Origin of the sequence: Parasphaerochaeta coccoides DSM 17374, from assembly GCF_000208385.1 — a bacterium.
Classification (GTDB): domain Bacteria; phylum Spirochaetota; class Spirochaetia; order Sphaerochaetales; family Sphaerochaetaceae; genus Parasphaerochaeta; species Parasphaerochaeta coccoides.
The window spans coordinates 2,007,142-2,033,635 of record NC_015436.1; the positions used below are offsets into that span (position 1 = coordinate 2,007,142).

The following is a 26,494-nucleotide window of genomic DNA, read 5'->3' on the forward strand; positions in this document are numbered from 1 at the left end:
AGGAGATACGGCCTACAAGGACAAGATAGCGCACAACGAGTCCCTGTCAAGCATGGAATATTTTGAGTCGCTGTTCATCTCATATGATAAGACTTTCTCTGGATTAAAGCCGAAACACATGCCTGGAGACAAAAAAATAGGTCGTTGCCCCAGGCTTTCGCCCTTCACAACAACCTATCTCATGGCCAACCGCCAGATTGTGACTGACTCAGGCTTCCGCCGGAGCAGCCTCCTTCTTGGAGGATGACTTCTTTGCGGGCTTCTCGGAAGCTTCTTCTGCGGATGCTCTCTTTTCAGCGGCAGCCTTCTTGACGGCCTTGGCCGTCTTCTTGTCTTCCTTCTTCTTTTCCTTCTCGCTCTTGGCTTCAGTCTTTTCCACCAGCTCAAGGATCACCATCTCAGCGGCATCGCCTTGGCGGTTACCAATCTTGAGGATGCGGGTATAGCCTCCGGCGCGGTCGATGTTCAGGGGAGCAATCTGGGTGAAAAGTTTGGCAACGACACCTTCGTCAAAAAGGTCTTGGGAAACCTGCCGTCGATTATGGACAGAATCCACCTTCGCACGGGTAATCATCTTCTCCGCCATGCGGCGGGCTTCCAAGGCTTTTGCCTTAGTGGTCTCAATCCTCTCATATCTGAAGAGGGAGGTCACCATATTGCGCTTGAGCGCCTTGCGCTGGCTGGCTGTACGGCTCAACGCATTGAATCCTTTCCTATGCTTCATTCTTTTCTTCCTTGTTACCAGGTACTCTGATGGCATTCTTCAGGACACTGTAATCAGTCATGCCAAGGCTGAGGTTCCACTCGGCGAGCTTCGCCTTAATCTCAGACAGGGACTTTTTGCCAAAATTCCGAGTCTTGGCAATCTCCTCTTCAGTTTTCTTCGTCAAATCCCCGATGGTGCGGATATTGGCGTTTTTCAGACAGTTGCTGGAACGGACAGTCAGCTCCAGTTCCTCGACGGAAGTGTTCAGAATCTTGCGAACCCTTTCTTCTTCCTCATCGATTTCGTCGCTGCTGTTTATCAGGCTCTCATCGAAATTGATGAAGATTGAGAAATGATCCTTCGCAATCTTCGCAGCCTCAGCCAATGCGCTCTCCGGAGAAATAGTACCGTCAGTGTAGACTTCAATGACAAGTTTGTCATAATCGCTGCGCTGTCCGACACGGGTCGGTTCAATGGCATATTTCACACGGGTGACGGGAGAGAAGGAAGCATCAAGGGGAATCGTTCCGATTTCCTCAACATATTTCTCGTTGATTTCAGCGGGAACATAGCCGCGTCCCAAATCAATCTGGACTTCCATCTCGATATTTGCGTCATCCATCATGGTGAGGATTTCCATATCCTTGTTGATCACTTCCACCTGCCCGCGCTCAAAGCTGGCTCCGCTAAGGATTCCTGGCCCCTTGCATTCGATGAGCAGTGTGGTGCTCTCACTCTCTTCAGGCAGACGGAGCTGGAGTTTCTTCAATGCGGCGATGATGTCGCTGACGTCCTCCCTGACTCCGGGAAGGGATTCATACTCGCTGGTCACCAGATGAGGCACACCATCTTGGTTGAAGGTGGTGAATTTCACCGCGGTAATCGCATATCCCTGAATTGAAGAGAGCAAGATCCGGCGCAACGTGTTACCAATGGTAGTTCCGAATCCTCTTTCAAAAGGATAGGCGGTGAACTTGCCATAATCAGGTTTCACATCGCTATGTTCGAAAATGATTCCTTTCGGTCTCTTGAACCCTTTCATCAGATTTTTACGTGCCATGTTCACTCCTTAACGAGAATAGAGCTCAACGATCAACTGCTCGTTGACATCCGCCAGCTCAGAGATGTCGGAACGCTTCGGGGCGATAATAAAAGTGCCCTTCATAGCATCGGGATCAAGCGAAAGCCAAGGTGCCACTCCAGCACGGGTGTACTCAGTGAGGTTTTCCTTTATCAGATTCATCTTCTGTCCACGAGAGCCAATCGAAATGACATCGCCATCCTTCAGACGGTAAGAACGGATGTTGACGCGGGATCCATTGACGAATACATGCCCGTGGCTCACCAGCTGGGATGCCTGACGGCGAGTGCTGGCGAAGTGCAGGCGGTACACGACATTGTCAAGACGGCGTTCAAGAAGGACAATGAGGTTCTCACCTGTCTTTCCAGGGATACGCGCGGCTTCATCGAAGGTTTTGCGAAACTGCTTCTCAAGCATCTCGTAGGTCCACTTCAGGTGCTGCTTCTCACGGAGCTGCATGCCATAATCGGTCATCTTCTTGGTGCGGGCCTTTGGGTCCTTGCCAGGAAGACTGTCACGATGCTTCTGTCCGGGGCGGCGTGCCGCTGGATGCGTATCAGTTTTCTCTCCGCGGGCGACGAGGCGTGCCTTGTCAGCGCGAACATGCTTATATTTTGGTCCGGTATATCTTGCCATGATTCTATCCTTGCTCCTCTAGGTCAGACTCTTCTGGTCTTTCTTGGTCTGCAACCATTATGGGGAATCGGGGTGACATCCCTGATGCTCCTCACTTGCAAGCCGAGAACCCCCAGGGTCCTGATGGCTGATTCACGGCCTACCCCTGGTCCTTTCACGAAAACATTCACTTCACGGAGACCATAGTCCATGGCCTTCTTAGCCGCTGTTTCAGCAGTCGTCTGTGCAGCGTAGGGCGTGGACTTCTTAGCTCCGCGGAAACCAAGTCCACCGGCACTGGCCCAGGATACAGCATTGCCCCTGAGGTCGGTCACGGTGACAATGGTATTATTGAAGGTTGCCTGGATATAGACATTCCCTTCCAATACCGTCTTCTTCACTTTACGTTTGACATTAGCCATTTTTACGCTGCTCCTTACTTCTTCTTACCGGCGACGGTCTTTTTCTTGCCCTTGCGGGTACGGGCATTCGTCTTGGTTCTCTGACCGCGAACCGGAAGTCCCTTGCGGTGACGAAGACCACGGTAGCACCCAATGTCCATCAGACGCTTGATATTGAGACCCACTTCGGTGCGAAGACGACCTTCGACCTTGAAATTATTCTCAATGATCTCACGGAGCTTGGAAAGATCCTCAGAGGAAAGGTTATTCAACCTTTCATCAGGATTAACAGCCGTCTGCTCGCAGATTTTCGCCGCGGAATAGTTCCCAATGCCGTAGATATATGTCAAAGCAATTTTTACTGCCTTGTTTGGTAAATCAACTCCTGCAATTCTTGCCATCAAAGGCCTCCTGCGCTCTCACTTCTTTATTTCTGTCTCTGCTTGTGCTTGGGGTTGTCGCAAATAATGCGGACTACCCCATTCCTTCTAATTACTTTGCATTTATCGCAAATCGGCTTGACACTTGCTCTCACCTTCATGGTTTAACTCCTAGCCTATAAATATTTGACCTTGCCCTTCGACGCCCCGAAAGTCGTGTCGTGGTGATGCATCTTCAGGAGACTTTCAATCTGCCGTGTCGTCTCAAGCGTAGTGCCGACGAGAATCAACAGTGAAGTACCTCCGAACATCATTGCGACGGATGCGGGGAAGTTGAAGAACTTCTGGACGAGAGTCGGAATCAAAGCGATGAAAGCCAAGAAAATAGCTCCGGGAAGAACGATGCGGTTGAGGATCCTTGTCAGGTACTCCTCCAGCTTCTCGGTACGGACACCGGGAACCGACCCTCCGTTCTCACGGATTTGCTTGGCCATCTCCACAGGATTCAGGCTCACCTGCGTATAGAAGAACGCAAAAGCAATGATCAGCAGGGTGTAGATAATCAGATAGGGGGCACCCTGGGGTTCAAGCCACTTTGCGAAACTTGCCATCCATCGTACCTCTGGTCCCAATGCAGATGCTATCTGTAGAGGGAAAGACAGGAGGGTGGAAGCGAAAATAACGGGGATGACGCCGGACGGGTTTATCTTGAAGGGGATGTAGGAATTCTGCGCTCCATACATCTTCCTGCCGACGACTCTCTTTGCATAGTTCACGGGAATCTTGCGCTGTCCCTGCTCCTCATAGACGACCAGGGCTACGACGACAATGAACATTGCCACGACGACAAGCACGACCACAGGGTTAAGAACGCCAGCGGAGATGCTTCTGAACAGCGTTGCGATGGATTCCGGGAAACGGGCGACGATACCGGCGTAAATCAGCAATGAGATACCATTGCCGATACCTTTCTCGGTAATCCTCTCACCCAGCCATACCAGGAACATCGTACCTGCCGTGACGGTCAACATGGCTACCAATGTGAACGCCAACTGCCCGATGGTAAGGGCGTTGGGAATTGATTGCGCATATACAGTGACGACATAGGACTGGATAAGACATACGACGACCGTACCCCAGCGGGTGATCTTCTGTATCTTTTTCTTCCCTTCCGGTTCTTCCACCATTTTCTTCCAGCTCGGAATGACGAGCAACAGAAGTTGGATGATGATCTGCATGCTGATGTACGGCATGACGCCTAACATGAACAAGGAGAAATTGGAGAATGCTCCACCGGAGAAGAAATTCAGGTACTCAGTTATACCGATGTTACTGGATGTACTCTGCGCCAGGAAGTATTCCTTCAAAGCGACGGGATTGATGCCAGGGATAGGAATCACCGTACCCAAGCGGCTGACGACCAGCAACGCAAGGGTAAAGAGAATTTTCTTTCTGACATCCTTCAGTCTGAACATCGTAATTAGGGAGTTTGCCATTGCATCCTTCTTTTTATTACTACTCTCTGATCTCACCGCCAACGGCAGTCACTTTCTCAGCGGCTCCCGCAGACAACTTCACACCCTCGACAATGACCTTCTTGGTCAGTTCCCCGTTAGAGAGAATCTTGGCCAAGGCATCATGTCCCTTCAACAGCCCACGTTCCTTCAAGGACTGAGGGTTGACCGTCTCTCCATTCTCATAGCGCAGAGAAATGTCATCCAAGGACACAACTTCATATTCTACTTTAAAAGGAAAGTTTGAGAAACCACGCCGGGCGATACGGCGATACAAAGGCATCTGGCCACCCTCGAATCCGGGACGGACACCACCGCCGGAACGGGCATTCTGACCATTGTTGCCACGCCCGGAATGCCGACCCTTGGAACCATAGCCACGACCGACAATCTTCTTCTTGGTATTAGCACCGAATGGCGCGCTGATCTGTGCCATCTTATATCTCCTCGACTTTCACAAGATGTGAAACCACACGAACCATTCCCAAAATAGAGGGAGTAGGTTCCTGGACGACAATGCTGCCGATGCGACCGAGGCCGAGGGCCTTGACCGTCTTACGCTGAGCCGGCAGAGAGCCAATCACACTCTTGACCAGTTTAATCTGAATCATTTTCTTGCTCGTTTCTTTTTCCATGATTATCCCCAGAGTTCCTTCAAGGACTTGCCGCGGGCATGAGCCACAAGACGGGCATCATACAGGTTTTCGAGAGCGTCAAAAGCCGCTTTCACCGTATTGATCGCATTCTTGGATCCCAAGGACTTACTCAGCACGTCGTTGATACCGGCAGCATCGCACACGGCACGTACAGCTCCTCCGGCGATGACGCCAGTACCGGGAACTGCGGGACGCAGGAGCACGCTGGCACTCTTGAACTTGCCGAGCGACTCATGGGGAACCGTCACACCCTTGAGGGGGATGGTGACCATGTGGGTCTTCGCCTTGTCAATCGCCTTGCGGATAGCTTCGGTAACGTCATTGGCCTTGCCGAAACCATATCCCGCACGACCATTCTGATCCCCGACGACGACCAAGGCTGAGAACGAAAATCTCCGTCCACCCTTGACGACTTTGGCAACACGGTTCAGCTTTATGAGTTTTTCGACGAGTCCGTCGCTTTTCTCTCTTCCTTTGTTCTTTTCCACAGTTTCCCCCTAGAACTTCACGCCGGCTTTGCGGGCACCATCGGCGATGCTTTTCACAACGCCATGGAACAGATACCCGTTGCGGTCGAACACCACGGTCTCGATCTTGTTCTCAAGCAGGCGCTTACCGAGAGCCTCGCCGAACTTGGCGGCATCTTCAACTGTATTCTTCAGTTCCTTCAGATCCTTCTCAAGGCTGCTGATAGCTACTAAAGTGTGACCGGCAACGTCGTCGATAGCCTGGGCATACAGATGATTGTTGCTACGGAAAACCGTTAACCGGGGACGGACGGCCGTACCGGAAAGAGTCTTCCTGATATGTACCTTGCGGCGTGCACGGAGCGCCGTCTTATCGTTTTTCTTACTCATTTCTGCCTACCTTCCGATCACTTCTTGGCTCCGGACTTGCCAGCCTTGCGACGGATAGTCTCGGTATCATACTTGATTCCCTTGCCCTTGAAGGGTTCCGGGGTTCTCAAGGAACGAATCTCAGCGCTGACCTGACCGACTTTCTGCTTGTCGATGCCGGAGACGACGACCTTGTTGGGACCATCGACAGCGATAGTGATTCCTTCAGGAATGACGTACTCGATGATATTGGAGTACCCAAGGTTCAGCACCAGCGCCTTGCCACTCAATTCGGCACGGTAACCGACGCCATTGATCAGCAAGGTCTTGGAATATCCTTCGGAGACTCCCTTTACCATGTTCTGGACAAGCTGGCGGTAGAGGCCATGGAATCCACGGCTTTCCGGGCTGTCATCCTTACGGGAGACGGAAACATGTCCGTCAAGAACCTGGACATCGACTTCGGGCCGTGTCGCCCAAGATAACTTACCTTTGGGACCTTCCACATGGATGGTTCCGTCGGTCACAGCAACCTTGACGCCTTGTGGCACCGTTACCGGCATTTTTCCAATTCTGGACATATTTCACCACCTACCAAATCGTACAGATCAGTTCACCACCGACCATGCTCTCACTGGCTTTCTGTCCAGTGATGACACCTGCGGAGGTGGACACGACAACCACACCCAGTCCGTTGAAGACACGAGGTATTTCCTTGTAGCCGGAATATACCCGGCGACCAGGGGTGGAGATCCGCTGAAGGCCATGAAGAACAGGTTCCTGCTTCTCATCGTATTTCAAAAATACGCGAATGAAGTTGTTGGAATCTTTGGTGACCTTCTTAAAATTCTTGATGAAACCTTCATTCTTCAGAATCTTTACAATCTGGAGCTTCATCTTCGAAGTTGGAATATCTACTTTTTCATGCTTCGCCTGACTAGCATTTCTAATCTTGGTCAGCATATCGGCGACAGGATCACTTATAGCCATCTCATTCTCCTACCAGCTGGATTTGGTGACACCAGGAATCTGGCCTTCGCTAGCGAGCTTACGAAAGCAAATCCTGCACATGCCGAACTTGCGCAGATACCCGCGGGGTCTGCCGCAGACTTTACAACGATTGACCGCGCGAGAACTGAACTTTGGCTCTCTGTTGGCCTTGATTATCATCGATTTTTTTGCCATCTGTCTTTCTCCGCCCTATTTACTGAAAGGCATGCCGAGCTTCTTCAAAAGCGCGTGCCCTTCCTCATCGGTCTTGGCCGTTGTCACGATAGCCACATTCAAACCACTAATCCTTTCGATTTTGTCAAAGTCAATCTCAGGGAAAATGATCTGCTCAGTGATGCCGAGAGAATAGTTCCCGCGACCATCGAAAGCATTCGGCTTTACGCCATGGAAATCCTTGACCCGTGGCAAAGCCAGCATAATCAGCCTTTCCAGAAAATACCACATGTTGTCACCGCGCAGGGTAACCATGGCGCCGATCTCCTGGCCTTCGCGGACCTTGAAATTGGCGATTGACTTACGGGCACGGGTCTTCACGACATGCTGTCCGGTAATCTGCTCCAGTTCCTTGACGGCGACATCCAAAAGTTTCTTGTTCGCCACCGCCTCACCGACACCGACACTGACAGTAATCTTCTCCAGACGGGGAACCTGCATGACGCTCTTATACCCGAACTCCTTGAAAAGTTCGGGAGCAACTGTCTCGCAGTACTTGGTCTTGAAATTGGGTATGAATTTCTCAGCCATCAGAGTACCTCCCCAGTCTTCTTGGCGAAACGGACCTTTTTGCCCTTTTCGTCAAACTTATATCCGATCCGAGATGTCGTCCCGTCCTTTGTAAGGTACGCCACGTTGGAAACGTGGATTGGAGCCTCAATCTCGACTATGCCGCCTTTGTCCTGAGCATTGCGCTTCTTCATGGTTTTCTTCACCATGTTGGCGCCTTGGACAATGACACGTTCCGACTTTACGTCGACCTTCACGATCTTTCCGGTCTTGCCTTTGTCTTTCCCGACAAGAATCTTGACCGTATCGTCCTTCTTCAGTCTCATTTCCTACTCCTACAACACTTCCGGCGCAAGGGACACGATCTTCATATAGTCGCTGCGAAGCTCGCGGGCGACCGGTCCGAAGATGCGCTTTCCGCGCGGGTTATTGTTGGCATCGATGATTACGCAGGCGTTCTCATCGAACCTGATGTATGTACCGTCAGGTCTGCGGTATTCCTTTTTCGTTCTGACGATGACGGCCTTGAGGACATCACCCTTCTTGATAGCGCCATTCGGCAACGCATCCTTGACAGCAACGACGATGACATCGCCGACTCCGGCAATGTACCGGTGACTGCCACCCAGCACCTTGATGCACTGGACGGTCTTTGCCCCGCTGTTATCTGCCACATTCAAGTATGTCTGCATCTGTACCATGTCATTACCCCTACCTTAGCGTGCCCGCTCAACGATTTGAGTCAGGCGCCAGCATTTGTCCTTGCTATAGGGACGGCATTCGACGATGCGGACAGTATCGCCGATATGAGCATCGTTGGCCTCATCGTGAGCCTTCACCTTCTTTGTTCTGGTCACGTACTTCTTGTACAACGGATGCAGTGTCCGGGAGGAAATGGCAACAACAATGGTCTTGTCCATCTTGTCGCTGACAACCTGTCCGGTAAACGTCTTCTTATTCGATTCCATATCTGCCGCCTCTCTTATTTCTTGTCGGAACGAATGCCCAAGGAGTATTCGTGGATAAGAGTGTTCACACGGGCAATCTGGCGGCGCGTCGTGCGCAGTGCCAGGGGATTGTCCAGATGTCCAAGCACTTTGTTCATCCGCAGGTTCAGATGTTCCTTGTGCAACTCTTCCTTCTTAGCTACCAACTCGGCATAGGTCAAATCACTGAATGAATTCTTCATGTCTACTACTCCAAATTCGTCCGGGCGATGAACCGGGTCTTGATTGGCAGCTTGGAAGCGGCAAGGGAAAGCGCTTCTTCAGCCAACGCCCTGTCAACTCCCGCCATCTCAAACATCATGGCACCACTTTTGACGACTGCCACCCATCCTTCAGGAGCGCCCTTGCCGTTTCCCTGTCGGGTTTCAGCAGGTTTCTTTGTGTAAGGCATGTCCGGGAAAATACGGATCCATACTTTACCACCGCGCTTGATATGACGGGTCATCGCGATACGGGCAGCTTCAATCTGACGGTTGGTAATCCACTTTGGCTCCAGGGCCAGCAGGCCGTATTCGCCGAAAGCAAGTGAATTGCCGCGATAGGCGACACCGTCACGGGTCCCGCGCTGCTTCTTTCTATACTTGATTCTCTTAGGACTCAGCATGATTAACTCCTCACCTCGGCTTCAGCCTCGGATTTGGTCGGCTTCTTGACCAGCAATCCGGCGTCATCCTTGTTAGCTCTTTCGTAAATCTCGCCGTTGAAGACCCACACTTTCACGCCGATGGCGCCAAAAGTAGTGTTTGCCTGCGCAAACCCATAGTCAATGTCAGAACGCAGGGTATGCAGGGGAACACGTCCTTCCTTCATCCATTCGGTACGGGCAATCTCTGCGCCACCGAGACGACCGGAAAGCCGAATCTTCACACCCTGTGCGCCGCCCTGCATGGCCTTTGACACCGCCATCTTCATGGAACGGCGGAAAGAACCGCGGGAAGTGAGCTGCTTGGCAACGTTAGCCGCAATCAGCTGTGCATCGACTTCAGGTTTCTTGATTTCCTTGATCTTAATCTGTACCTTCTTGTCAGAAAGCTTCTGAAGCCTCTGGCCAAGCTTCTCTACATTGGCACCCTTGGAACCAATGATAATTCCGGGACGGCTTGTCGCCAGGACTATCGTAATTCTCTGGGGCTTGCGGATAATCTCTACATCAGAAATCTCGGCTCCCTGGACTTCAGGACATTCATTGAGCGTCTTGCGCAGGCGAAGGTCTTCGTGCAGGGTATCCACGTACTCGCGCGGATCAACATACCACTTGGATTTCCACGTCTTGTTAATGCCAAGACGAAGTCCGATAGGATTGACTTTCTGGCCCATTATTTCCCCACCTTTACAGCTTCGTCAACAACGACGGTAATGTGCGACATCCTCTTGAGCAGTATGTCACGTCTTCCATGGGAACGTGGCCACACCCTTTTCAGGCGAGGACCTTCGTCAATCAGAAGCTCGGACACGACCAACTGATCCTCATCGAGGGTACGCTTCATGTTCAGGGCATTCGCCCCGGCGGACTGCAATACCTTCAGGATCAGGCGCGCACCCTTCTGAGGCATTGCCTCCAGAATGGCGACAGCTTCGATATATGGCTTCCTGCGGACCAGGTCAGCTACAGGACGCACCTTAGATGGAGATACCATCAAGTACTTGGCAATTGCCCGGTACCCTTTTCTTTCTTCCATGCTGTTATCCATTACCTACCAGCCTTTTTGTCAGATCCCGCGTGACCGCGGAAAATCCTCGTGGGAGCGAACTCGCCAAGCTTATGCCCAACCAGGTTTTCCGTCACGAAGACAGGAATCCACGTCTTGCCGTTATAGACCGAGAAAGTGAATCCAACCATCTCAGGGATAATCGTAGAAACGCGCGAATATGTCTTGATCATCTGTTTCTGACCGGACTTGTTCGCCTCCTGAAGCCTCTTATAAAGTTTTTTCTCGATAAAAGGACCTTTTTTAATTGACCTAGCCACTTTCTACTCCTACTTCCGCTTCTTGACGATGAACTTGCCAGAAGGCTTCTTCTTCGAACGGGTCTTTCCACCTTTGGTCGGCTTGCCCCACGGTGTAGCAGGATGCCGACCAGCGGCAGTCTTGCCTTCACCACCACCATGCGGGTGGTCAACAGGGTTCATGGCAACACCACGAACCTTCGGGCGGCGTCCCAGGTGGCGGCTGACGCCGGCCTTTCCCAAGGATACGTTCATATGGTCTTCGTTTCCCAGCTGACCGAGAGTAGCGTAGCATTCATGGAACACCATACGCATTTCACCTGAAGGCAGGCGAAGGGTCACGTAGCTCCCCTCTTTTGCCACCAAAGTAGCTCCCAAGCCCGCGGAACGGACAAGCTGGCCGCCGCGTCCCAAAGTAAGCTCAATGTTATGGACAGTCAATCCTAAAGGAATAGCTTTCAAGGGAAGCGCATTGCCTGTATCAAGCGTGGCCTGTGGTCCGCTTATCACCTTGGCGCCGACGCTGATGCCCTTCGGAGCCAGGATATATCTCTTTTCTCCGTCAGCATAGAACACCAAAGCGATGTTTACACTGCGGTTGGGATCATACTCTATGGTTCTCACCACACCGGGAATGCCAATCTTGTCGCGTTTAAAATCAATGATGCGGTATGAACGGGCATGCCCGCCTCCGCGACGACGGACGCTGATACGACCAAAGCCATCCCGCCCAGCCTTGCGATGCAGACGGCTGGTCAAGGACTTCTCCGGTTTGTCAACCGTGATTTCATCCCGGACAAGGACTGTTCGCTCTCTCAGGCCGGGAGTATAGGGTCTGTACGTTTTCAATGCCATTTTTCCACTCTCCCTTATACGCCTTCGATGGCCTGGATGGAATCACCCTTAGCCAATGTGACGATTGCTTTCTTCCAGCCACCGGTAGTCCCCTTGACGGAGCCTGCCTTGCCGCGGGAAAACTTGGGCTTGCCGGGGACGTTCATCGTGTTCACCTTCACTGGTTCCACGCCGAAGAGTTCTCTGACAGCCTCGCTGATCTCGTGCTTGTTCGCATCGGCATGAACTCTGAAAGTATATTTCTTGCTCTCAAAGTCCCTGGCGATGTTTGATTTCTCACTCAGCACAGGTGCTATGATTATTTGATCTGCTCTCACATCCGACCCCTTATTTATCACCGTAGAAATCATTCAGATTCTTCGCGGCGGTCTCCATGACAATCACCTTCCGGCCGTAGAGCAGCTCTTTGGCAGCAAGCCTGTTGTAGGAGAGCACGCGCACGTTGGGAATGTTCTTGGCAGCGCGGCGAAGCAGTACGTCATCATCCTTGAGGATGATAAGTGTCCTGTTCAGACCTTCCATGAAATTCTTCAGGATTGCCATCAGCTCCTTGGTCTTGCCGCTTTCCGCCGTGAAATCTTCAACAACAACCAAGCGTTCTTCCTGGACGGACAGAGACAGGAGCGACTTCATCGCCAACCGTTTGACCTTCTTAGGAATCACATAGCTGTAATCACGGGGACGAGGCCCGAAGATCGTTCCTCCGCCAACCCAGACAGGGGACTTCTTGTCACCAGCACGCGCATTGCCCGTACCTTTCTGCTTGTATGGCTTAGCATTGCTATAATTGACTTCTGCACGGGTCTTGGTGCATGCAGTACCGACACGGCGGTTGGCCAATTCATTGTTAACGGCATAGTAAATTGAGCCGTCGCTGACTTCACGGGCGAACACCGCATCATTCAGTTGGATAGTGCGGATTTCTTTCCCTTCCGTTGAATATACTTTAGTTTCCATCTTCTCGCCCTACCTCTTTACCGCTTTCTTGACGATGACGACGCTCTGGGCGGGACCGGGAATTGCTCCCTTGACCATAAGGACCTGCAATTCTTCATCAACGCGCACGACACGCAGGTTCTGCACGGTTGTCCTTTCAAAACCCATGTGACCGGCCATGCGGTGGCCTTTGAAAGTATGAGCCGGCGTAGTGGACATTGCCGTACCACCGATATCACGATGGAACTTGGAGCCGTGGCTTGCACGACCACCTGCGAATCCATGACGCTTCATACCACCCTGGAAGCCCTTGCCCTTGGTCGTGCCGGTGACATCGACGAAAGCGATGTCCTTGAACAAATCGACACCCAGGACTTCGCCAACAGAAACTTCCTTATCAAAGTCGCGGAATTCAACCAGATTCCGTTTGACCGCGACACCCTCAGGGAACTGTCCGGCATACGGCTTGGTCACGCGGCTCTTTTTCTTGTCGATCGCACCGAGAAGTGCGGCATTATAACCGTTTTTTTCCTCGGTCCTGTCGGCAACGACGACGTTGCCCTCTATCTTTATGACCGTCACAGGAGTCAGTCTGCCTTCTGCGTCAAACACCTGGGTCATGCCTATTTTCTTGCCGATAAGCCCTAACATCTCTTACCTCGACTCTTTACTGTTTGATCTCAACGTCCACACCAGCAGGGAGCTCAAGCTTCATGAGGGCATCCATGACTTTTGATGTAGGTTCCAAAATGTCAATCAAGCGCTTATGGGTCCGCATCTCGAACTGCTCACGCGATTTCTTATTGACATGTGGCGATCTCAGGACAGTAACTTTATTGATACGGGTCGGAAGCGGTACGGGTCCGGAAACCTTTGCACCAGCTTTGACTGCGGTCTGTACGATGGCCTTGGAGCTCTGCTCGACCAATTCAATGTCAAAGCCTCTCAAGCGCACCCGAATTCTTTCATTAGCCATGATTCCTCCAAAAAAACAGGTCTTGCCAGCGCCCTGTGCGCCGGCAAGACATTCCTGGCTCTATTAGCCTTTGATATCGGTCACCTGACCGGAAGCAACGGTTCTACCACCCTCGCGAATAGCGAAGCGGAGACCCTTGTCCATGGCAACGGGGTGAATCAGTTCGACTTCCAGCTCCGTGTGGTCGCCGGGAAGAACCATCTTTCCGCCTTCCAAGAGCACTGTACCAGTGATGTCGGTGGTGCGGAAATAGAACTGCGGGCGATAGCCGGAGAAGAAAGGAGTCTTACGACCGCCTTCCTCCGCGGTAAGCACGTACACAGTACCGATGAACTTCTGGTGAGGTGTGATCGACTTGGGCTTGGCAAGAACTTGTCCACGGACAACTTCCTTCTTGTCAATGCCGCGCAGCAGGGCTCCGATGTTATCACCGGCCTGACCATCCTCAAGCAACTTGTTGAACATCTCGACACCGGTGACGACGCTGTCCTGGGTGGCCTTGATTCCAACGATGGAAACAGGATCGTTCACATGGATAACGCCACGTTCGATACGACCGGTAACGACGGTACCGCGACCGGAGATGGAGAAGATGTCTTCGATCGGCATGAGGAAAGGCTGGTCAACGGCACGCGCAGGAAGCGGAACATAGTCATCCATAGCGTCAAGCAGCTCGTCGATGCACTTCGTCTTCTCAGGATCATCGGGGTTGTTCAAGGCTTCATAAGCAGAACCGCGGATGACAGGGGCATTATCTCCATCGAAACCATTGGCGGTCAGCAGATCGCGCATTTCAGCCTCGACGAGATCAATCAGTTCAGGATCGTCCACCTGGTCAATCTTGTTGATGAACACGACGATGCAGGGTACGCCGACCTGACGGGCAAGGAGGATATGCTCCTTGGTCTGAGCCATGGCGCCATCAGTGGCAGCAACGACGATGATAGCTCCGTCCATCTGGGCAGCGCCAGTGATCATGTTCTTGATGTAGTCAGCGTGTCCCGGGCAGTCAACGTGGGCATAGTGCCGGTTCTTGCTCTGGTACTCGACGTGACGGGTATTGATTGTGATTCCTCTGGCCTTTTCTTCCGGGGCGTTGTCAATTGCATCATAAGCAAGAGCCTTGTCACCGAAAAGCCGGGCACAGTGCTGGGTGATTGCGGCAGTGAGGGTCGTCTTACCGTGGTCGACGTGTCCGATTGTTCCAACGTTAACGTGCGGCTTCGTCCTCGCAAACTTTTCCTTAGCCATCAGTTCCTCCTTGTGACGGGTGCGTGTCACAAAAAAATAATATGCGATTCATAAAGGTCTACGCCCTTACAATTCACGATGTGAGACAAACTGTGATGTGTCCGTTGAGGGATGGAAGGAAATCCAGAGGTCGATGAAACAGGAATATCCTTCCACCGACATAGAAACAGGTTGTAAAAAACCGCCTGTAACCTGGACCACCTAACCATCCTGGCATTCAGCCCTTGGACGATCGGTTTGGCTCGGCATGTTCTCGCATGAAGACACGTACATACGCATCTTTCGGCAAGACACCTTGCCTACTATACTGAATGTGGACGGAACATGTCAAGCGAATCATTGTTTTTAAAAAGGAAATTCAACGCAATATTTAAAAATAGTGTGATTCATGTCTGTAATTTGTTGTAATGAAATTGGTTATTATTTTTTTACATCATCCAGGGTCATAATTTTCTCACATCTTCTTCTCATGCGTGAGGGCAGCCATTCATCCAAGCCCACCCAAAAACAGCGTTCCTCCGCTTCTGATAGCCCCCGACCTTCCGTTTCAACCATTCAAGATTATCGGCATCGATGCGAAGCGATATAGCCTGTTTTACAGACTTCAAGCAACGCGGGCCTGGCCGAAATAATCCTGATTCTTCCGGTCACGGCGTAAATTACAGCCACAATGACAAAACCATGCAGGCTGCCTGACCCGAAAAAACGATCTTCACTGATGATTGAATGCTTAGCGTCAAAACAACAAAAAACCGGCCATCCCAGAGGACGGTCGGTTCATAATCACCGGAGAAAGCAGAAAGACTACCAGCGGTAATGGCTGAATGCCTTGTTTGCCTCCGCCATGCGGTGGGTATCTTCCTTCTTCTTGAAAGCGGAACCACTGCTGTTAAAGGCATCAAAGAGTTCGGCTCCGAGCTTCTCACCCATGGTTTTCCCATTACGGGCGCGAGCTGCGGTGATGAGCCAACGCATGGCCAAAGCCTCACGGCGGGTCTCGCGAATCTCAACGGGAACCTGATACGTCGCACCACCGACACGGCGGCTTTTGACTTCAACGGCGGGCTTTACGTTCTCCAGCGCCTTGAGGAAGACATCAAGAGGCTTCTCTCCTGTCTTCTCCCCTACATCCTGCAATGCCGCATACATGATACCAGTACTGATGGACTTCTTGCCATCGATCATCATACGACGGATAAACTTCTCAACCACGACGCTATTGTACACGGCGTCTGGCAAAATCTCCCTGACGGGAGCTACACTTCTTCTCGACATGCTGTCACTCCCTCATCAAGCCTTCGGCTTCTTGGCACCGTACTTCGAGCGGCTTCTCTTGCGGTCAGCGACGCCCAAGGTGTCCTTGGCGCCACGGATGATGTGATAACGGACACCGGGAAGGTCCTTGACCCTACCGCCACGCATGAGCACAACGGAGTGCTCCTGCAAGTTATGTCCGATTCCCGGAATATAGGCCGTGACTTCAATGCCATTGGAAAGACGCACACGGGCGACTTTTCTCAGCGCGGAGTTCGGCTTCTTCGGAGTAACCGTCATGACACGGGTGCAGACACCACGTTTCTGAGGGCTTCCCTCAAGGGCGGGGGACTTCGTCTTGTTCGCGCTCGCTACCCGGCCCTTGCGTATCAACTGATTGATAGTAGGCATCTTTCGATACACTCCCTTTTATTCTGTTACTGCTCCGACCACGACGACCCGAAGGACGCCGAAGTCCGCGGCAATCCCTTTCGGGAACACCGCAATCCTATATCACACTTCCGAAGTCAGCATGGAGCCAACGACATGTCAATGATGGAGGAGACGAAAACCAATGTGCCGACAGGCAGTCTTAGTCTTCGTCAGATGCTCCATCCACGTCGGCGGCGTCACCTCCGTCAGATGTATCTTCGTCATCGTCATCAATGAGGTACTCTTCTTCATAGACCTCAGGTTCTTGATGATGCTGATCCATTATCTGCGCGACTCTCGCCTGGAGATCCACCGAAGTCTCGTCGGTAAGGTTTATATCACGATACCGTCTCATGCCAGTTCCGGCAGGAATCAGGTGACCGATGATAACATTTTCCTTGAGACCGCGCAACTCATCTCTACTACCAGCAATGGCGGCATTTGTCAAGACCTTGGTCGTCTCCTGGAATGAAGCGGCGGATATGAAGGAATCGATGCTCAGCGAAGCGCGGGTAATCCCCAGCAGCAGTGGACGGGCAACGGCAGGTTCCCCGCCTTCCCTTTCCACCTTCTTGTTCTCTTCACGGAAGCGAACCTTATCCACCTGCTGTCCATGGATGAATGACGTATCCCCGACACTGACCACTTCAACCTTGCGGAGCATCTGTCGCACGACAATGCCTAAGTGCTTGTCGTTGATATCTACTCCCTGGAGCCGGTAAACCTCCTGGACCTCATTAAGCAGGAACGACTGCAAGTCGTTCTCTCCCATGATATCAAGGATATCGTGAGGGTCAATCTGTCCGTCGCACAGCGGTTCAGCCGCCTCCACATGGTCGCCGTCACGGACAAGCAGATGCTTGCCCATGGGGACATAGTGGTCGAAGAAATCGCCGAAGGAATCTTCGATGGACAGCTTGCGCTTGCCCTTCACGATGGTACCGAAACGCACGATGCCTTCGACCTGGGCAAGAACCGCCGCATTGCGCGGCCGCCGTGCCTCAAAAAGCTCGCCGACACGGGGAAGACCGCCGGTGATATCCTTAGTCTTCACGCCTTCCTTCAGAATCTTGGCCAAGATGTCGCCCTTGACAATCTTCTGGTTGTCGGAAACCTGTAGGTAGGAGGAACCGGGCAACAGGTACGCGGAGGATTCCGAGCCTTCTCCGTTCTTGCCGAAAGTGATGAGGATGCGCGGCTGGAGTGTCTCAAGATTATATTCGGTAATCTTCTTCTCCACGTTACCGGTTTCCTCGTTCACTTCCTCCTGCAACGTAGTGCCCAGCTTGATGTCAGCGAAATGCACATATCCGTCACTTTCAGCAATAATCGGCTCGCTGAAAGGATCGAACTGGACGACAGCCGCGTTCTCAGGAACAAAAGTGTCCAAGGTAATCAACAGCTCGGAGCCTGGCTTCACGTCCTGACGGGCTTCAGGTCCCACGATATAGATGTTCCCATCAATGACGCGGGCAAAACCCATCTGTTCCGCAACTACAGGCTTCTTGCCCTTGTCTTCATAGATGGTCATGCCAGAGGTAATCTTGTCGCCATCAGATACCAGGACATTGGCTCCCTTGGGTACGACGAACACCTTGTTCACACGATTGAAGTACAGGAAGCCCTTGCGGGTGAACACCTGACGGCCATCCGAGGCGCGTTCAATCATCTGCCCGGTCGCACGGGTGACGATTACGGGATGGGAGAAGGTCAGCTTGTCGTTCTCCGTGCTGGTGGATGCAGTTCCGCCGACATGGAACGTTCTCATGGTAAGCTGTGTACCAGGCTGACCAATCGACTGCGCCGCGATGGTTCCGACTGCCTCGCCGATTTCCACGGGTCGGTTGGTCGCAAGGTTTCGGCCATAGCAGTTGCGGCAAACGCCATGTTTGCTTTCACAGGTCAAGACAGTACGGATATAGACTTTCTCCACTCCGGCCTCATCAATCCTGCGAGCCATATCTTCATCAATCTCTTGGTTCACGTCAATGAGAATCTCACCAGTGACCGGATGCTTGACCCTTTCCAGGGTATAGCGTCCTGTGATGCGGTCGGCAAGAGAGTCGATGACTTCATCTCCGTCCTTGATGGCCGAACGCCACGTACCAGTGATGGTTCCGCAGTCATCCTCGTTTATCACCACATCCTGGCTGATATCAACCAAGCGGCGGGTCAGATAACCTGCCTCGGCAGTCTTCAAAGCCGTATCAGACAGCCCCTTGCGGGCTCCGTTGGTGGAGATGAAGAACTCGATGATTGACAGACCTTCCTTGAAGTTCGACTTGATGGGGAACTCGATAATGTCACCGGTGGGCTTGGCCATCAGGCCGCGCATGCCGCCGAGCTGACGAATCTGCGTCTTGGATCCACGGGCGCCGGAATCGGCCATCATGAACAGGGGATTGAACCCGTTCTGGTCGTTCCGGAGACTGGTCATCAGTTCCGTGGTCAACGCTTCGTTTGTCTGGCTCCACACCTCGATGACACGGTTGTACCTTTCATCTTGGGTGATATGCCCCTGGCGGTACTGGTTCATGATTTCAGCCTGCTGCTGGTTAGCCTTCTCGACCATCTCCTTTTTCGCCGTGGGCACGAGCATGTCGGAAAGTCCGATCGTCGCGCCGAAAAGCGTCGCGTACTTGAAACCGATGTCCTTGATGGCATCAAGCATCGTGACAGCGACAGAATTCTTGTTGCTCTTGATGGTCTCTCCAATGAGCTTCTTAAGCTCCTTGTCTCCCATCGTGGCATTCTGGAAGCGGATTCCCGCTGGCAGGATGGAATTGAAGATGATACGACCGGGAGTGGTCACAGTCTTCTTTCCGTCAAGCAGCCAGGAGATGCGGGCATTATAGGAAAGGGAACCCGCATCAATGGCGCGTTCCAGTTCCGCGATGTTGTCGAAGTAGCGGCCTTCACCCTTGGCGCCGGGCATGTCCTTGGTCAGGTAGTTGATGCCAAGAACCATGTCCTGGGACGGGAACACGATAGGCTTACCGTTCGCGGGATCCAAAAGGTTGGTCGTGGAGAGCATCAACGTCCAGCATTCCATCTGGGCAGCCTGGGTCAGAGGAACGTGAATTGCCATCTGATCTCCGTCAAAGTCCGCGTTGTACGCATGACATACCAAGGGATGCAGCTTGATTGCCTTGCCATCCACAAGGACAGGCTCAAAAGCCTGGATGCCGAGACGGTGAAGCGTGGGAGCGCGGTTAAGCAGCACAGGATGCTCCTTGACCACTTCATCAAGGATAGACCATACCTCCGGCGTCTCTTGTTCGACCAGATTCTTCGCCTTCTTGATATTGACGCTTTCCTCGTTCTGGACGAGCTTGCGCATGATGAAGGGCTTGTACAGTTCCAAGGCCATCTTGGAAGGCAAGCCGCACTGATGCATCCTCAGCTCAGGGCCGACGACAATAACGGAACGTCCGGAATAATCGACGCGCTTGCCCAGAAGGTTCTGGCGGAAACGTCCCTGCTTGCCCTTCAACATGTCGGAAAGGCTCTTTAAAGGTCTGTTGCCAGCACCCTTGACGACACGCTTGCGCTTTGAGTTGTCAAAAAGCGCATCGACTGCTTCCTGGAGCATACGCTTCTCGTTGCGCAGGATGATGTCAGGCGCATGGAGGCTGATCAGACGTTGGAGCCGGTTATTACGGTTGATGACACGGCGGTACAGGTCGTTCAAATCGCTGGTGGCAAAGCGACCACCGTCCAACTGAACCATCGGACGCAATTCAGGCGGGATGACGGGTATCACGGAAAGAATCATCCATTCTGGCTTGTTAACGCTGTCCTGGAAGTTCTCCACGACCTCAATCCGCTTGAGCAGTCGCTTATCCGCCTTGCCGCCCTTCTCTCTCATCTGCTGACGCAGTTCAGCGCTCAGGGCGCCCAGGTTAAGGTTCGCAAGCAGTTCCCTGATTGCTTCCGCGCCCATTCCGGCCTGGAAGCCCTCGCCATACTGTTCGCGCGCCTGCCAGTATTCATCCTCGGCGAGCAGTTGTTTTTCTTTCAGCTCTGTATCACCAGAATGAGTGACAATATACTTCTCATAGTACAGGACGCTCTGGAGCTGGGAGCGGGATATATCAAGCAGGAGGCTCATCCTGGAAGGTACCGAACGGTAATACCAGATATGAGAGACAGGTGACGCAAGGGTGATGTGACCCATGCGTTCACGACGCACCTTTGTGCTGGTCACTTCAACGCCGCAACGGTCGCAGACTACGCCCTTGTAACGGATTGTCTTGAACTTGCCGCAATAGCACTCCCATTCCTTGGTCGTGCCGAAGATACGCTCGCAGAACAGCCCGTCCCTCTCAGGACGGAGCGTGCGATAGTTAATGGTCTCAGGCTTCTTCACTTCACCGTAAGACCATGCCTTGATCTGCTCTGGGGAAGCCAGACGTATCATGATGCTGTCGAAATCTTGAATTTCCTTCATCCGTATCTCCTGCTCAGTTTCCTGAGCCACTCTTGTTGATCAGTTCCTCATCCCTTTCGGTAAGGGGAACCTGCTTGCCCTTTGTGTCGTAGACAGACATATCAAGGGCCAGCCCACGAATTTCCTGGACCAGAACGTTGAATGCCTCTGGCATGCCTGCCGTCGTGGCTGGTTCGCCATTGACGATATTCTTGTAAATCTGGACACGACCGTTCATGTCGTCACTCTTGATGGTCAGGAGTTCTTGCAAGGTGTTTGCCGCGCCATATGCCTGCAAAGCCCACACTTCCATTTCTCCCAGACGTTGTCCGCCGAACTGAGCCTTACCGCCCAGAGGCTGCTGTGTCACCAGAGAATACGGACCAGTGGAACGGGCATGCATCTTGTCATCGACAAGGTGATGCAACTTCAGATAATAAATATACCCGCAGAATACAGGATTGACGAAAGGAACACCCGTGCGGCCATCATACAGCGTGGTCTTGGAGTTTTCAGGAAGCCCTGCCTCACGCATCTTGGCCTCAATCTGTTCCATCGACCCCGATTGGAATACGGGAGTGGAATACCATTCCTCCAGGTTCACCGCCGCCCATCCAAGCTGTGTCTCAAGAAGCTGTCCGATGTTCATACGGGATGGAACTCCCAAAGGATTCAGACAGACATCCAGGGAAGTACCATCTTCCATGTACGGCATGTCCTCCATAGGAAGGATACGGCTGACGACACCTTTGTTTCCGTGGCGTCCGGCCATCTTGTCACCCTGGCGCAGCTTGCGCTTGGTGGCAATCAGAACCTTCACGGTTTCCTCCACGCCTGGAGGAAGCTCATCTCCCTCGGAACGCTTGAGACGCTGGATGTCAATGACAGTACCTTCAGTGCCGTGCGGAACCTTCAAGGACGTATCGCGGACTTCCTTGGCTTTCTCACCGAAAATTGCGTTGAGCAGCTTGAACTCAGGGGTAGTGTCAGACTCGCTCTTGGGAGTGACCTTTCCTACCAGGATGCTGCCGGGCTTGACGCTGGCGCCGATACGGACAATGCCGTCCTCATCAAGCTGTTCCAGCATCTTCTCGCTGATGTTCGGAATATCCCTGGTCAGTTTTTCCGGCCCCAGCTTGGTTTCCCGGATATCGGTGGTAAATTCCTTGATATGGATGGATGTATAGATATCATCCTTCACTACTCTCTCGCTGATTAAGACGGCGTCCTCGTAGTTGTATCCGTTCCATGGGACGAAACCGACAAGGATGTTGCGACCCAAGGCAAGCTCGCCTTTCTGGGTTGCCGGCCCGTCAGCCAGCACAGCACCGACATCCACATGGTCTCCAATGGATACAATGACCCGCTGGGTGAAACAGGTGTCCTGGTTGGTACGCTGGTACTTCTGCACCTCGTAGACTTCTACATCCCCCTCAATCTCCGCCTTATCCAGACGAACGATAATCTTGGTGGAGGATACATATTCCACGGTTCCCGCATGGCGCGCCTTGACCAACACACCGCTGTCGTACGCTGTACGTCCTTCCATGCCAGTACCGACGCGCGGTGCTTCAGGGAATACTAGAGGCACTGACTGGCGCTGCATGTTCGATCCCATCAATGCGCGGTTCGCGTCGTCGTGTTCCAAGAAAGGAATCAGGGACGCCGCAACCGAAATGACCTGCTTGGGAGAGACATCCATGTAGCGGATGTCTTGGGGATGGCGGGTACTGTAGTCTCCGCTACGGCGCACAGGCACGTCAGCATCGACGAAGGCTCCATCCTGATCCAAGGCAGCGGATGCCTGGGCAATGTAATAACGTTCTTCGTCATTCGCATCGAGATAACGGTACTGTTTGGTTGCTTTGCCGTCCACCACCTTGCGGTAAGGAGTCTCAAGGAAGCCATGTTCGTTTACCCTGGTATAATTGGCCAAGGACACAATCAAGCCAATGTTCGGACCTTCAGGAGTCTCGATGGGACACATGCGGCCATAGTGGGTGTAGTGAACATCGCGAACCTCGAATCCGGCACGGTCACGGGACAGTCCTCCCGGACCCAGGGCGTTGAGACGGCGTTTGTGGGTCAACTCGGCAAGCGGGTTGACCTGATCCATGAACTGGCTCAACTGGCTGCTGCCGAAAAATTCCTTGACCGCCGCGACAATCGGCTTAATGGAAATCAAATCCTGGGGACGGACACTGCCACCTTCAAGGTTCATCCTTTCACGGGCAATGCGCTCCATGCGGGCGAATGCGCTCTTCATCGCATTCTGCAAAAGCTCTCCGACGGAACGTACCCGGCGGTTACCCAGGTGGTCGATGTCGTCCACGTTCTCTTCGCGGATGAACACCTTGATTAAGAAGCCCATCGTATTAACAATATCATCCGGGGTCAGGACGGTCAGATCCGTGGACATCTGCTCATCGTTATCATCAGTACCATTGCCGAACTTCTTGTTGAACTTATAACGTCCCACATTGCCCAGGTCATATCTGCGGCCGGAGAAGAACATGTCGGGCAGTTCCTTCTCAGCACGTTCAATGGGAATCATTTCTCCGGGCATCAGGACATCATAAATCGGGTCAAGCACGTCTTTTTTCTGCGGCTCGTCGAAACCAGCTTCAGCATTGGTATACTTTGCGTCCTCAATCTCGAAGCAGTTGAGGATGATTTCACTATGGAGATATCCCTCAGCCTTCAGATCGATGACATCGACGGATGTCACCTTGTCGTTCATGAGTTGGTCGATTTCATGGGGATGGAGGATGTCTCCAGCCCGCAGGACCTTATATTCCTCTCCTTCCTTGAGGACATATACGTCAGAATAAAGGTACTTGCCGACCAGACTCTCCTTAACATCGGCATCATTGCTCAGGGTGACGGTTTGTTTTGCATAGAACCTGGCTATGATCTTCTCACGGGTATCAAAGCCGATCGCACGGAGGAACAATGTACCGAGAATACGTTTCTTGCGGTCAATCTTCGTATAAATGAGATGCTTCTTCTCATCAATCTCAAATTCAAGCCAAGAGCCGCGGTATGGGATGATGCGTGCGGAATAGATGTCTTTTTCATTGGAAAAGATGACACCGGGTGAACGGTGTATCTGGCTGACCACAACACGCTCGGCGCCGTTGATGATGAAAGTGCCGCGTTCTGTCATCAACGGGATATCCCCAAAGAAAATCTCTTTTTCACGGAGCTCGCCGTTGGGCATTTCAAGACTTATGGTCGCTTTTATCGGCACACTGTAGGTACGGCCTTTCCGCTTGCATTCCGTCTCCGAGAATTTGATTCCGTCCATGTCCACTTCATAGTGGTCATAGACAAGGCGCATCTCCCCGTTAGCGCTTTCAATGGGAAAGGTAGATGTGAAAACATCTTCCAATCCAAGGGCGGGGTCAGGTTTAAGCCCGTTCCTCATACGGTCGAACTGGAGAAACTTTTCATAAGAATCCAGCTGAATGCCGATAAGATTGGGCAGATCGCAGACTTCTTCGAAATCAGACCCGATATACGTGCGCGTTATGGCTTTGCCTTTGGCAACCATCTTGTACCCTCCAGAGGCGGAGACGGAACCGGAATTACCGTTTCCGAACCCCCCGCAGCATCATGGAAATGCCGCATTCTTCAATCTAACGGTGCCGTGGTCGCACCGGTCTTTTAAGACACATATGCCACCGGTGTCATTCCGGTGGCGGAAATCACACTCCGGACGGGAAGTCCGGAGTATTTCGGGGACAGGAGGAAAAATCCTCCTGTTCCGTATTATTTGACTTCGAGGACTCCACCGACTTCAGCAAGTTTTGCCTTGATATCGGCAACTTCTTCCTTGGAAGCGCCTTCTTTCAGGATACCGCCCTGTTCAACCAGGTCCTTGGCTTCCTTCAAGCCGAGGCCGGAAACGATGGTGCGGACAACCTTGATGGCGGCAATCTTCTTGGTAGGATCAGCGCTTTTCAAAGTAACAGTGAATTCAGTCTGCTCCTCGACTTCCTCAGCAGGACCAGCAGCGGCAGCAGGACCAGCAGCCACGGCAGCGGCAGCGGTGACGCCAAACTTCTCTTCCATAGCCTTAATCAGCTCGGAAACTTCGAGGACAGTCATGTTTGCGATTGCCTCAATGATTTCTTCTTTCTTCGTAGCCATATTATCTTCTCCTTGTATGTGAACGGGCCTAGCAGGTTACTTTTCCGTGAAGACTAGTACCGTTTAGTTTTCTTGAGCGGGAGTCTCGTCCGCAACAGCGGCAGGAGCCTCATCCAATTTTCCACCCTTGGACTCGACATAAGCGAGCAAGGTAGCAGCCAATTTCTGAACAGGAGCCTTCATGGTTCCCAACAGGGAAGACAACAGCTCTGCGCGGGAAGGCAACTTGCTGAACGCCTCGACCTGGGCGGCATCAAAGAGAGCCCCGTCTATGACAGCCCCCTTGACAGCGATGCTCGCGCCCGTACCGCGCATATCAAAGATAACCTTGGCTACTGAACTTGCCTCATCACCGTTTGCAAGGGCGATGGCGGTAGGTCCGACCAAGTGTTCATCGACACCAGAAGTCTTCAGCTCTCCAAAAGCAATTTTCGCATAACGGTTTTTCACGACACGGTAGGCGGCATCATTCTTCAGCAGCTGACGGCGGATGTTGAACAACTGCTCGACAGACATTCCACGATAATCCGTGAAAATGAAACTGTTGTAGCTGGAAAATTCTTCCTTGAGGGCTTTTACGGCTTCTTCCTTAGCCTGGGTAATCTTAGTTTCGTATGCCATTTTTCAGCTCCTCTTACCTCTGCACCGCGGAGGCGGTGTTCTTCACATCGACGCGGACACCGGGGCCCATGGTCGAGGACAGTACAGCAGTCCGGACGAAATCACCCTTGGCGTCGGAAGGACGCTTGCGGATAATCTCCTCAAGGACGGACACTGCGTTGACAGCTACCAAGGCACTGTCCATCGACACCTTGCCGATAGCCAGGTGGATGACGCCGGTCTTGTCAGCACGGAACTCGACACGTCCCTGGTTCAACTCAGCAAGCGCACCCTTGATGTCAAAAGTGACTGTATGAGTCTTGGGATTGGGCATCAGGCCGCGACGACCAAGGACAGGGCCAAGACGTCCGACATCCTTCATCATGTCCGGAGTAGCGACGGCGACATCAAAGTCAAGCCATCCCCCGCGAATCTTTTCAATCAATTCTTCGTCTCCGACATAGGCGGCTCCGGCATCCAGGGCTTCCTGAGCCTTCTCGCCCTTGGCGAAAACAAGAATCCGCTTCTGCGCGGCGAACTGATGGGGCAACACCAAAGTGTCACGGACGCTCTGACTTTTCTTGAGAGCAAGGCTCACCGAGAACTCGACGGTTTCGTCGAACTTGGCGAATGCCAGCTCCTTGACCAACTTTGCCGCTTCCTCAAAGGAATACAGCGCCTCATGGTCGTACTTCTTCAAGGTTTCCAAGTATTTCTTTCCACGTTTCATA

At 52.4% G+C, this 26,494-nt stretch carries 37 protein-coding genes; all 37 read right to left on the reverse strand.

Annotation, left to right across the window (positions count from 1 at the left end):
- Nucleotides 1-208: 208 nt before the first annotated feature.
- The 37 genes from rplQ to rplA all read right to left on the reverse strand — a co-directional run bounded on the left by rplQ (nt 209) and on the right by rplA (nt 26,493).
- Nucleotides 209-724, reverse strand: a complete 516-nt coding sequence (gene rplQ, locus SPICO_RS08620; RefSeq protein ID WP_013740281.1) for a 50S ribosomal protein L17 — start codon at nt 722-724, stop codon at nt 209-211.
- Nucleotides 714-1,766 (reverse strand): DNA-directed RNA polymerase subunit alpha, encoded by a 1,053-nt coding sequence (locus SPICO_RS08625; protein WP_013740282.1) that lies wholly within the window; start codon nt 1,764-1,766, stop codon nt 714-716. The genes rplQ and SPICO_RS08625 overlap by 11 nt, the downstream gene beginning before the upstream one ends.
- Nucleotides 1,767-1,775: 9 nt before the next feature.
- Nucleotides 1,776-2,423, reverse strand: coding sequence for a 30S ribosomal protein S4 (gene rpsD, locus SPICO_RS08630; RefSeq protein ID WP_013740283.1), 648 nt, complete (start codon nt 2,421-2,423; stop codon nt 1,776-1,778).
- A 23-nt stretch (nt 2,424-2,446) separates the two neighbouring features.
- Nucleotides 2,447-2,824 carry a 30S ribosomal protein S11 gene (gene rpsK, locus SPICO_RS08635; protein ID WP_013740284.1) on the reverse strand — a complete coding sequence of 126 codons (378 nt, stop codon included), beginning with the start codon at nt 2,822-2,824 and terminating at the stop codon, nt 2,447-2,449.
- A gap of 14 nt (nt 2,825-2,838) precedes the next feature.
- Nucleotides 2,839-3,204: a 30S ribosomal protein S13 gene (gene rpsM, locus SPICO_RS08640; protein WP_013740285.1), complete on the reverse strand. Its 366-nt coding sequence runs from the start codon at nt 3,202-3,204 to the stop codon at nt 2,839-2,841.
- 26 nt (nt 3,205-3,230) lie between these two features.
- A complete protein-coding gene (gene rpmJ, locus SPICO_RS10200; RefSeq protein WP_013740286.1) occupies nt 3,231-3,344 on the reverse strand; it encodes a 50S ribosomal protein L36 in 114 nt (37 codons plus the stop codon).
- Nucleotides 3,345-3,359: 15 nt separating this feature from the next.
- On the reverse strand, nt 3,360-4,679 hold the full coding sequence (gene secY / locus SPICO_RS08645; RefSeq protein WP_013740287.1) for a preprotein translocase subunit SecY: 1,320 nt from the start codon (nt 4,677-4,679) through the stop codon (nt 3,360-3,362).
- A gap of 19 nt (nt 4,680-4,698) precedes the next feature.
- Nucleotides 4,699-5,133, reverse strand: coding sequence for a 50S ribosomal protein L15 (gene rplO / locus SPICO_RS08650; protein ID WP_013740288.1), 435 nt, complete (start codon nt 5,131-5,133; stop codon nt 4,699-4,701).
- A gap of 1 nt (nt 5,134) precedes the next feature.
- Complete coding sequence (rpmD, locus tag SPICO_RS08655) at nt 5,135-5,332, reverse strand: 50S ribosomal protein L30 (RefSeq protein WP_013740289.1); 198 nt, start codon at nt 5,330-5,332, stop codon at nt 5,135-5,137.
- 2 nt (nt 5,333-5,334) lie between these two features.
- Nucleotides 5,335-5,841, reverse strand: a complete 507-nt coding sequence (gene rpsE / locus SPICO_RS08660; RefSeq protein ID WP_013740290.1) for a 30S ribosomal protein S5 — start codon at nt 5,839-5,841, stop codon at nt 5,335-5,337.
- Between the two features lie 9 nt (nt 5,842-5,850).
- Entirely contained in the window at nt 5,851-6,210 is a 360-nt protein-coding gene (gene rplR / locus SPICO_RS08665; RefSeq protein ID WP_013740291.1) for a 50S ribosomal protein L18, read from the reverse strand.
- Between the two features lie 17 nt (nt 6,211-6,227).
- Entirely contained in the window at nt 6,228-6,770 is a 543-nt protein-coding gene (gene rplF, locus SPICO_RS08670; protein WP_013740292.1) for a 50S ribosomal protein L6, read from the reverse strand.
- A gap of 10 nt (nt 6,771-6,780) precedes the next feature.
- On the reverse strand, nt 6,781-7,179 hold the full coding sequence (gene rpsH, locus SPICO_RS08675) for a 30S ribosomal protein S8 (protein WP_013740293.1): 399 nt from the start codon (nt 7,177-7,179) through the stop codon (nt 6,781-6,783).
- 9 nt (nt 7,180-7,188) lie between these two features.
- Nucleotides 7,189-7,374 (reverse strand): type Z 30S ribosomal protein S14, encoded by a 186-nt coding sequence (locus tag SPICO_RS10205; protein WP_013740294.1) that lies wholly within the window; start codon nt 7,372-7,374, stop codon nt 7,189-7,191.
- Between the two features lie 15 nt (nt 7,375-7,389).
- Entirely contained in the window at nt 7,390-7,944 is a 555-nt protein-coding gene (gene rplE / locus SPICO_RS08680; RefSeq protein ID WP_013740295.1) for a 50S ribosomal protein L5, read from the reverse strand.
- Nucleotides 7,944-8,249, reverse strand: coding sequence for a 50S ribosomal protein L24 (gene rplX / locus SPICO_RS08685; RefSeq protein ID WP_013740296.1), 306 nt, complete (start codon nt 8,247-8,249; stop codon nt 7,944-7,946). The genes rplE and rplX overlap by 1 nt, the downstream gene beginning before the upstream one ends.
- A 9-nt stretch (nt 8,250-8,258) precedes the next feature.
- Nucleotides 8,259-8,624, reverse strand: coding sequence for a 50S ribosomal protein L14 (rplN, locus tag SPICO_RS08690; RefSeq protein WP_013740297.1), 366 nt, complete (start codon nt 8,622-8,624; stop codon nt 8,259-8,261).
- 15 nt (nt 8,625-8,639) lie between these two features.
- Complete coding sequence (gene rpsQ, locus SPICO_RS08695; RefSeq protein ID WP_013740298.1) at nt 8,640-8,891, reverse strand: 30S ribosomal protein S17; 252 nt, start codon at nt 8,889-8,891, stop codon at nt 8,640-8,642.
- Nucleotides 8,892-8,905: 14 nt separating this feature from the next.
- Entirely contained in the window at nt 8,906-9,112 is a 207-nt protein-coding gene (gene rpmC / locus SPICO_RS08700; protein ID WP_013740299.1) for a 50S ribosomal protein L29, read from the reverse strand.
- A 5-nt stretch (nt 9,113-9,117) separates the two neighbouring features.
- Nucleotides 9,118-9,534 carry a 50S ribosomal protein L16 gene (rplP, locus tag SPICO_RS08705; RefSeq protein WP_013740300.1) on the reverse strand — a complete coding sequence of 139 codons (417 nt, stop codon included), beginning with the start codon at nt 9,532-9,534 and terminating at the stop codon, nt 9,118-9,120.
- Between the two features lie 2 nt (nt 9,535-9,536).
- Nucleotides 9,537-10,247, reverse strand: a complete 711-nt coding sequence (gene rpsC, locus SPICO_RS08710) for a 30S ribosomal protein S3 (RefSeq protein WP_013740301.1) — start codon at nt 10,245-10,247, stop codon at nt 9,537-9,539.
- Nucleotides 10,247-10,609 carry a 50S ribosomal protein L22 gene (gene rplV, locus SPICO_RS08715; protein ID WP_041395227.1) on the reverse strand — a complete coding sequence of 121 codons (363 nt, stop codon included), beginning with the start codon at nt 10,607-10,609 and terminating at the stop codon, nt 10,247-10,249. The genes rpsC and rplV overlap by 1 nt, the downstream gene beginning before the upstream one ends.
- An 11-nt stretch (nt 10,610-10,620) precedes the next feature.
- A complete protein-coding gene (rpsS, locus tag SPICO_RS08720) occupies nt 10,621-10,899 on the reverse strand; it encodes a 30S ribosomal protein S19 (protein WP_013740303.1) in 279 nt (92 codons plus the stop codon).
- A 9-nt stretch (nt 10,900-10,908) separates the two neighbouring features.
- The gene (gene rplB / locus SPICO_RS08725) at nt 10,909-11,733 is read right to left on the reverse strand and encodes a 50S ribosomal protein L2 (RefSeq protein ID WP_013740304.1); all 825 of its coding nucleotides are present in this window, start codon (nt 11,731-11,733) and stop codon (nt 10,909-10,911) included.
- A gap of 14 nt (nt 11,734-11,747) precedes the next feature.
- On the reverse strand, nt 11,748-12,050 hold the full coding sequence (gene rplW / locus SPICO_RS08730) for a 50S ribosomal protein L23 (protein WP_041396000.1): 303 nt from the start codon (nt 12,048-12,050) through the stop codon (nt 11,748-11,750).
- 10 nt (nt 12,051-12,060) lie between these two features.
- The gene (rplD, locus tag SPICO_RS08735) at nt 12,061-12,690 is read right to left on the reverse strand and encodes a 50S ribosomal protein L4 (protein WP_013740306.1); all 630 of its coding nucleotides are present in this window, start codon (nt 12,688-12,690) and stop codon (nt 12,061-12,063) included.
- A 9-nt stretch (nt 12,691-12,699) separates the two neighbouring features.
- Nucleotides 12,700-13,320: a 50S ribosomal protein L3 gene (gene rplC / locus SPICO_RS08740; protein WP_013740307.1), complete on the reverse strand. Its 621-nt coding sequence runs from the start codon at nt 13,318-13,320 to the stop codon at nt 12,700-12,702.
- A gap of 16 nt (nt 13,321-13,336) precedes the next feature.
- The gene (rpsJ, locus tag SPICO_RS08745; protein WP_496196969.1) at nt 13,337-13,648 is read right to left on the reverse strand and encodes a 30S ribosomal protein S10; all 312 of its coding nucleotides are present in this window, start codon (nt 13,646-13,648) and stop codon (nt 13,337-13,339) included.
- A gap of 60 nt (nt 13,649-13,708) precedes the next feature.
- Nucleotides 13,709-14,896: an elongation factor Tu gene (gene tuf, locus SPICO_RS08750; protein WP_013740309.1), complete on the reverse strand. Its 1,188-nt coding sequence runs from the start codon at nt 14,894-14,896 to the stop codon at nt 13,709-13,711.
- 467 nt (nt 14,897-15,363) lie between these two features.
- On the reverse strand, nt 15,364-15,504 hold the full coding sequence (locus tag SPICO_RS10605) for a BrnA antitoxin family protein (RefSeq protein ID WP_083810465.1): 141 nt from the start codon (nt 15,502-15,504) through the stop codon (nt 15,364-15,366).
- Nucleotides 15,505-15,700: 196 nt separating this feature from the next.
- Nucleotides 15,701-16,171, reverse strand: a complete 471-nt coding sequence (gene rpsG / locus SPICO_RS08755) for a 30S ribosomal protein S7 (RefSeq protein ID WP_013740310.1) — start codon at nt 16,169-16,171, stop codon at nt 15,701-15,703.
- A 15-nt stretch (nt 16,172-16,186) separates the two neighbouring features.
- The gene (rpsL, locus tag SPICO_RS08760) at nt 16,187-16,561 is read right to left on the reverse strand and encodes a 30S ribosomal protein S12 (RefSeq protein WP_013740311.1); all 375 of its coding nucleotides are present in this window, start codon (nt 16,559-16,561) and stop codon (nt 16,187-16,189) included.
- Between the two features lie 181 nt (nt 16,562-16,742).
- Nucleotides 16,743-21,032, reverse strand: coding sequence for a DNA-directed RNA polymerase subunit beta' (rpoC, locus tag SPICO_RS08765; protein ID WP_013740312.1), 4,290 nt, complete (start codon nt 21,030-21,032; stop codon nt 16,743-16,745).
- A gap of 13 nt (nt 21,033-21,045) precedes the next feature.
- Nucleotides 21,046-24,564, reverse strand: coding sequence for a DNA-directed RNA polymerase subunit beta (gene rpoB, locus SPICO_RS08770; protein ID WP_013740313.1), 3,519 nt, complete (start codon nt 24,562-24,564; stop codon nt 21,046-21,048).
- Nucleotides 24,565-24,782: 218 nt separating this feature from the next.
- On the reverse strand, nt 24,783-25,163 hold the full coding sequence (rplL, locus tag SPICO_RS08775; protein WP_013740314.1) for a 50S ribosomal protein L7/L12: 381 nt from the start codon (nt 25,161-25,163) through the stop codon (nt 24,783-24,785).
- A gap of 63 nt (nt 25,164-25,226) precedes the next feature.
- Nucleotides 25,227-25,784 carry a 50S ribosomal protein L10 gene (rplJ, locus tag SPICO_RS08780; protein WP_013740315.1) on the reverse strand — a complete coding sequence of 186 codons (558 nt, stop codon included), beginning with the start codon at nt 25,782-25,784 and terminating at the stop codon, nt 25,227-25,229.
- Between the two features lie 13 nt (nt 25,785-25,797).
- The gene (rplA, locus tag SPICO_RS08785; protein ID WP_013740316.1) at nt 25,798-26,493 is read right to left on the reverse strand and encodes a 50S ribosomal protein L1; all 696 of its coding nucleotides are present in this window, start codon (nt 26,491-26,493) and stop codon (nt 25,798-25,800) included.
- Nucleotide 26,494 lies beyond the last annotated feature (1 nt).

Bases quoted from the DNA above. Each gene is read 5' to 3' on its own strand.
- rpmD (WP_013740289.1), bottom strand. From the start codon at position 5,332: ATGGAAAAAGAAACGAGCAAGAAAATGATTCAGATTAAACTGGTCAAG.
- rpsD (WP_013740283.1), bottom strand. From the start codon at position 2,423: ATGGCAAGATATACCGGACCAAAATATAAGCATGTTCGCGCTGACAAG.
- rpsG (WP_013740310.1), bottom strand. From the start codon at position 16,171: ATGTCGAGAAGAAGTGTAGCTCCCGTCAGGGAGATTTTGCCAGACGCC.
- rpmC (WP_013740299.1), bottom strand. From the start codon at position 9,112: ATGAAGAATTCATTCAGTGATTTGACCTATGCCGAGTTGGTAGCTAAG.
- rplV (WP_041395227.1), bottom strand. From the start codon at position 10,609: ATGGAAGAAAGAAAAGGGTACCGGGCAATTGCCAAGTACTTGATGGTA.
- rplQ (WP_013740281.1), bottom strand. From the start codon at position 724: ATGAAGCATAGGAAAGGATTCAATGCGTTGAGCCGTACAGCCAGCCAG.
- rplJ (WP_013740315.1), bottom strand. From the start codon at position 25,784: ATGGCATACGAAACTAAGATTACCCAGGCTAAGGAAGAAGCCGTAAAA.
- rplO (WP_013740288.1), bottom strand. From the start codon at position 5,133: ATGGCACAGATCAGCGCGCCATTCGGTGCTAATACCAAGAAGAAGATT.
- rplC (WP_013740307.1), bottom strand. From the start codon at position 13,320: ATGTTAGGGCTTATCGGCAAGAAAATAGGCATGACCCAGGTGTTTGAC.
- rplR (WP_013740291.1), bottom strand. From the start codon at position 6,210: ATGAGTAAGAAAAACGATAAGACGGCGCTCCGTGCACGCCGCAAGGTA.
- rpsM (WP_013740285.1), bottom strand. From the start codon at position 3,204: ATGGCAAGAATTGCAGGAGTTGATTTACCAAACAAGGCAGTAAAAATT.
- rplN (WP_013740297.1), bottom strand. From the start codon at position 8,624: ATGGTACAGATGCAGACATACTTGAATGTGGCAGATAACAGCGGGGCA.
- rplX (WP_013740296.1), bottom strand. From the start codon at position 8,249: ATGAGACTGAAGAAGGACGATACGGTCAAGATTCTTGTCGGGAAAGAC.
- rpoC (WP_013740312.1), bottom strand. From the start codon at position 21,032: ATGAAGGAAATTCAAGATTTCGACAGCATCATGATACGTCTGGCTTCC.
- rpsH (WP_013740293.1), bottom strand. From the start codon at position 7,179: ATGGCTATAAGTGATCCTGTCGCCGATATGCTGACCAAGATTAGAAAT.
- rpsK (WP_013740284.1), bottom strand. From the start codon at position 2,824: ATGGCTAATGTCAAACGTAAAGTGAAGAAGACGGTATTGGAAGGGAAT.
- rpmJ (WP_013740286.1), bottom strand. From the start codon at position 3,344: ATGAAGGTGAGAGCAAGTGTCAAGCCGATTTGCGATAAATGCAAAGTA.
- SPICO_RS08625 (WP_013740282.1), bottom strand. From the start codon at position 1,766: ATGGCACGTAAAAATCTGATGAAAGGGTTCAAGAGACCGAAAGGAATC.
- rplF (WP_013740292.1), bottom strand. From the start codon at position 6,770: ATGTCCAGAATTGGAAAAATGCCGGTAACGGTGCCACAAGGCGTCAAG.
- rplP (WP_013740300.1), bottom strand. From the start codon at position 9,534: ATGCTGAGTCCTAAGAGAATCAAGTATAGAAAGAAGCAGCGCGGGACC.
- SPICO_RS10205 (WP_013740294.1), bottom strand. From the start codon at position 7,374: ATGGCAAAAAAATCGATGATAATCAAGGCCAACAGAGAGCCAAAGTTC.
- rplD (WP_013740306.1), bottom strand. From the start codon at position 12,690: ATGGAAACTAAAGTATATTCAACGGAAGGGAAAGAAATCCGCACTATC.
- rplA (WP_013740316.1), bottom strand. From the start codon at position 26,493: ATGAAACGTGGAAAGAAATACTTGGAAACCTTGAAGAAGTACGACCAT.
- rpsQ (WP_013740298.1), bottom strand. From the start codon at position 8,891: ATGGAATCGAATAAGAAGACGTTTACCGGACAGGTTGTCAGCGACAAG.
- rplL (WP_013740314.1), bottom strand. From the start codon at position 25,163: ATGGCTACGAAGAAAGAAGAAATCATTGAGGCAATCGCAAACATGACT.
- tuf (WP_013740309.1), bottom strand. From the start codon at position 14,896: ATGGCTAAGGAAAAGTTTGCGAGGACGAAGCCGCACGTTAACGTTGGA.
- rplB (WP_013740304.1), bottom strand. From the start codon at position 11,733: ATGGCATTGAAAACGTACAGACCCTATACTCCCGGCCTGAGAGAGCGA.
- secY (WP_013740287.1), bottom strand. From the start codon at position 4,679: ATGGCAAACTCCCTAATTACGATGTTCAGACTGAAGGATGTCAGAAAG.
- rpoB (WP_013740313.1), bottom strand. From the start codon at position 24,564: ATGGTTGCCAAAGGCAAAGCCATAACGCGCACGTATATCGGGTCTGAT.
- rpsC (WP_013740301.1), bottom strand. From the start codon at position 10,247: ATGGGCCAGAAAGTCAATCCTATCGGACTTCGTCTTGGCATTAACAAG.
- rpsL (WP_013740311.1), bottom strand. From the start codon at position 16,561: ATGCCTACTATCAATCAGTTGATACGCAAGGGCCGGGTAGCGAGCGCG.
- rplE (WP_013740295.1), bottom strand. From the start codon at position 7,944: ATGGCTGAGAAATTCATACCCAATTTCAAGACCAAGTACTGCGAGACA.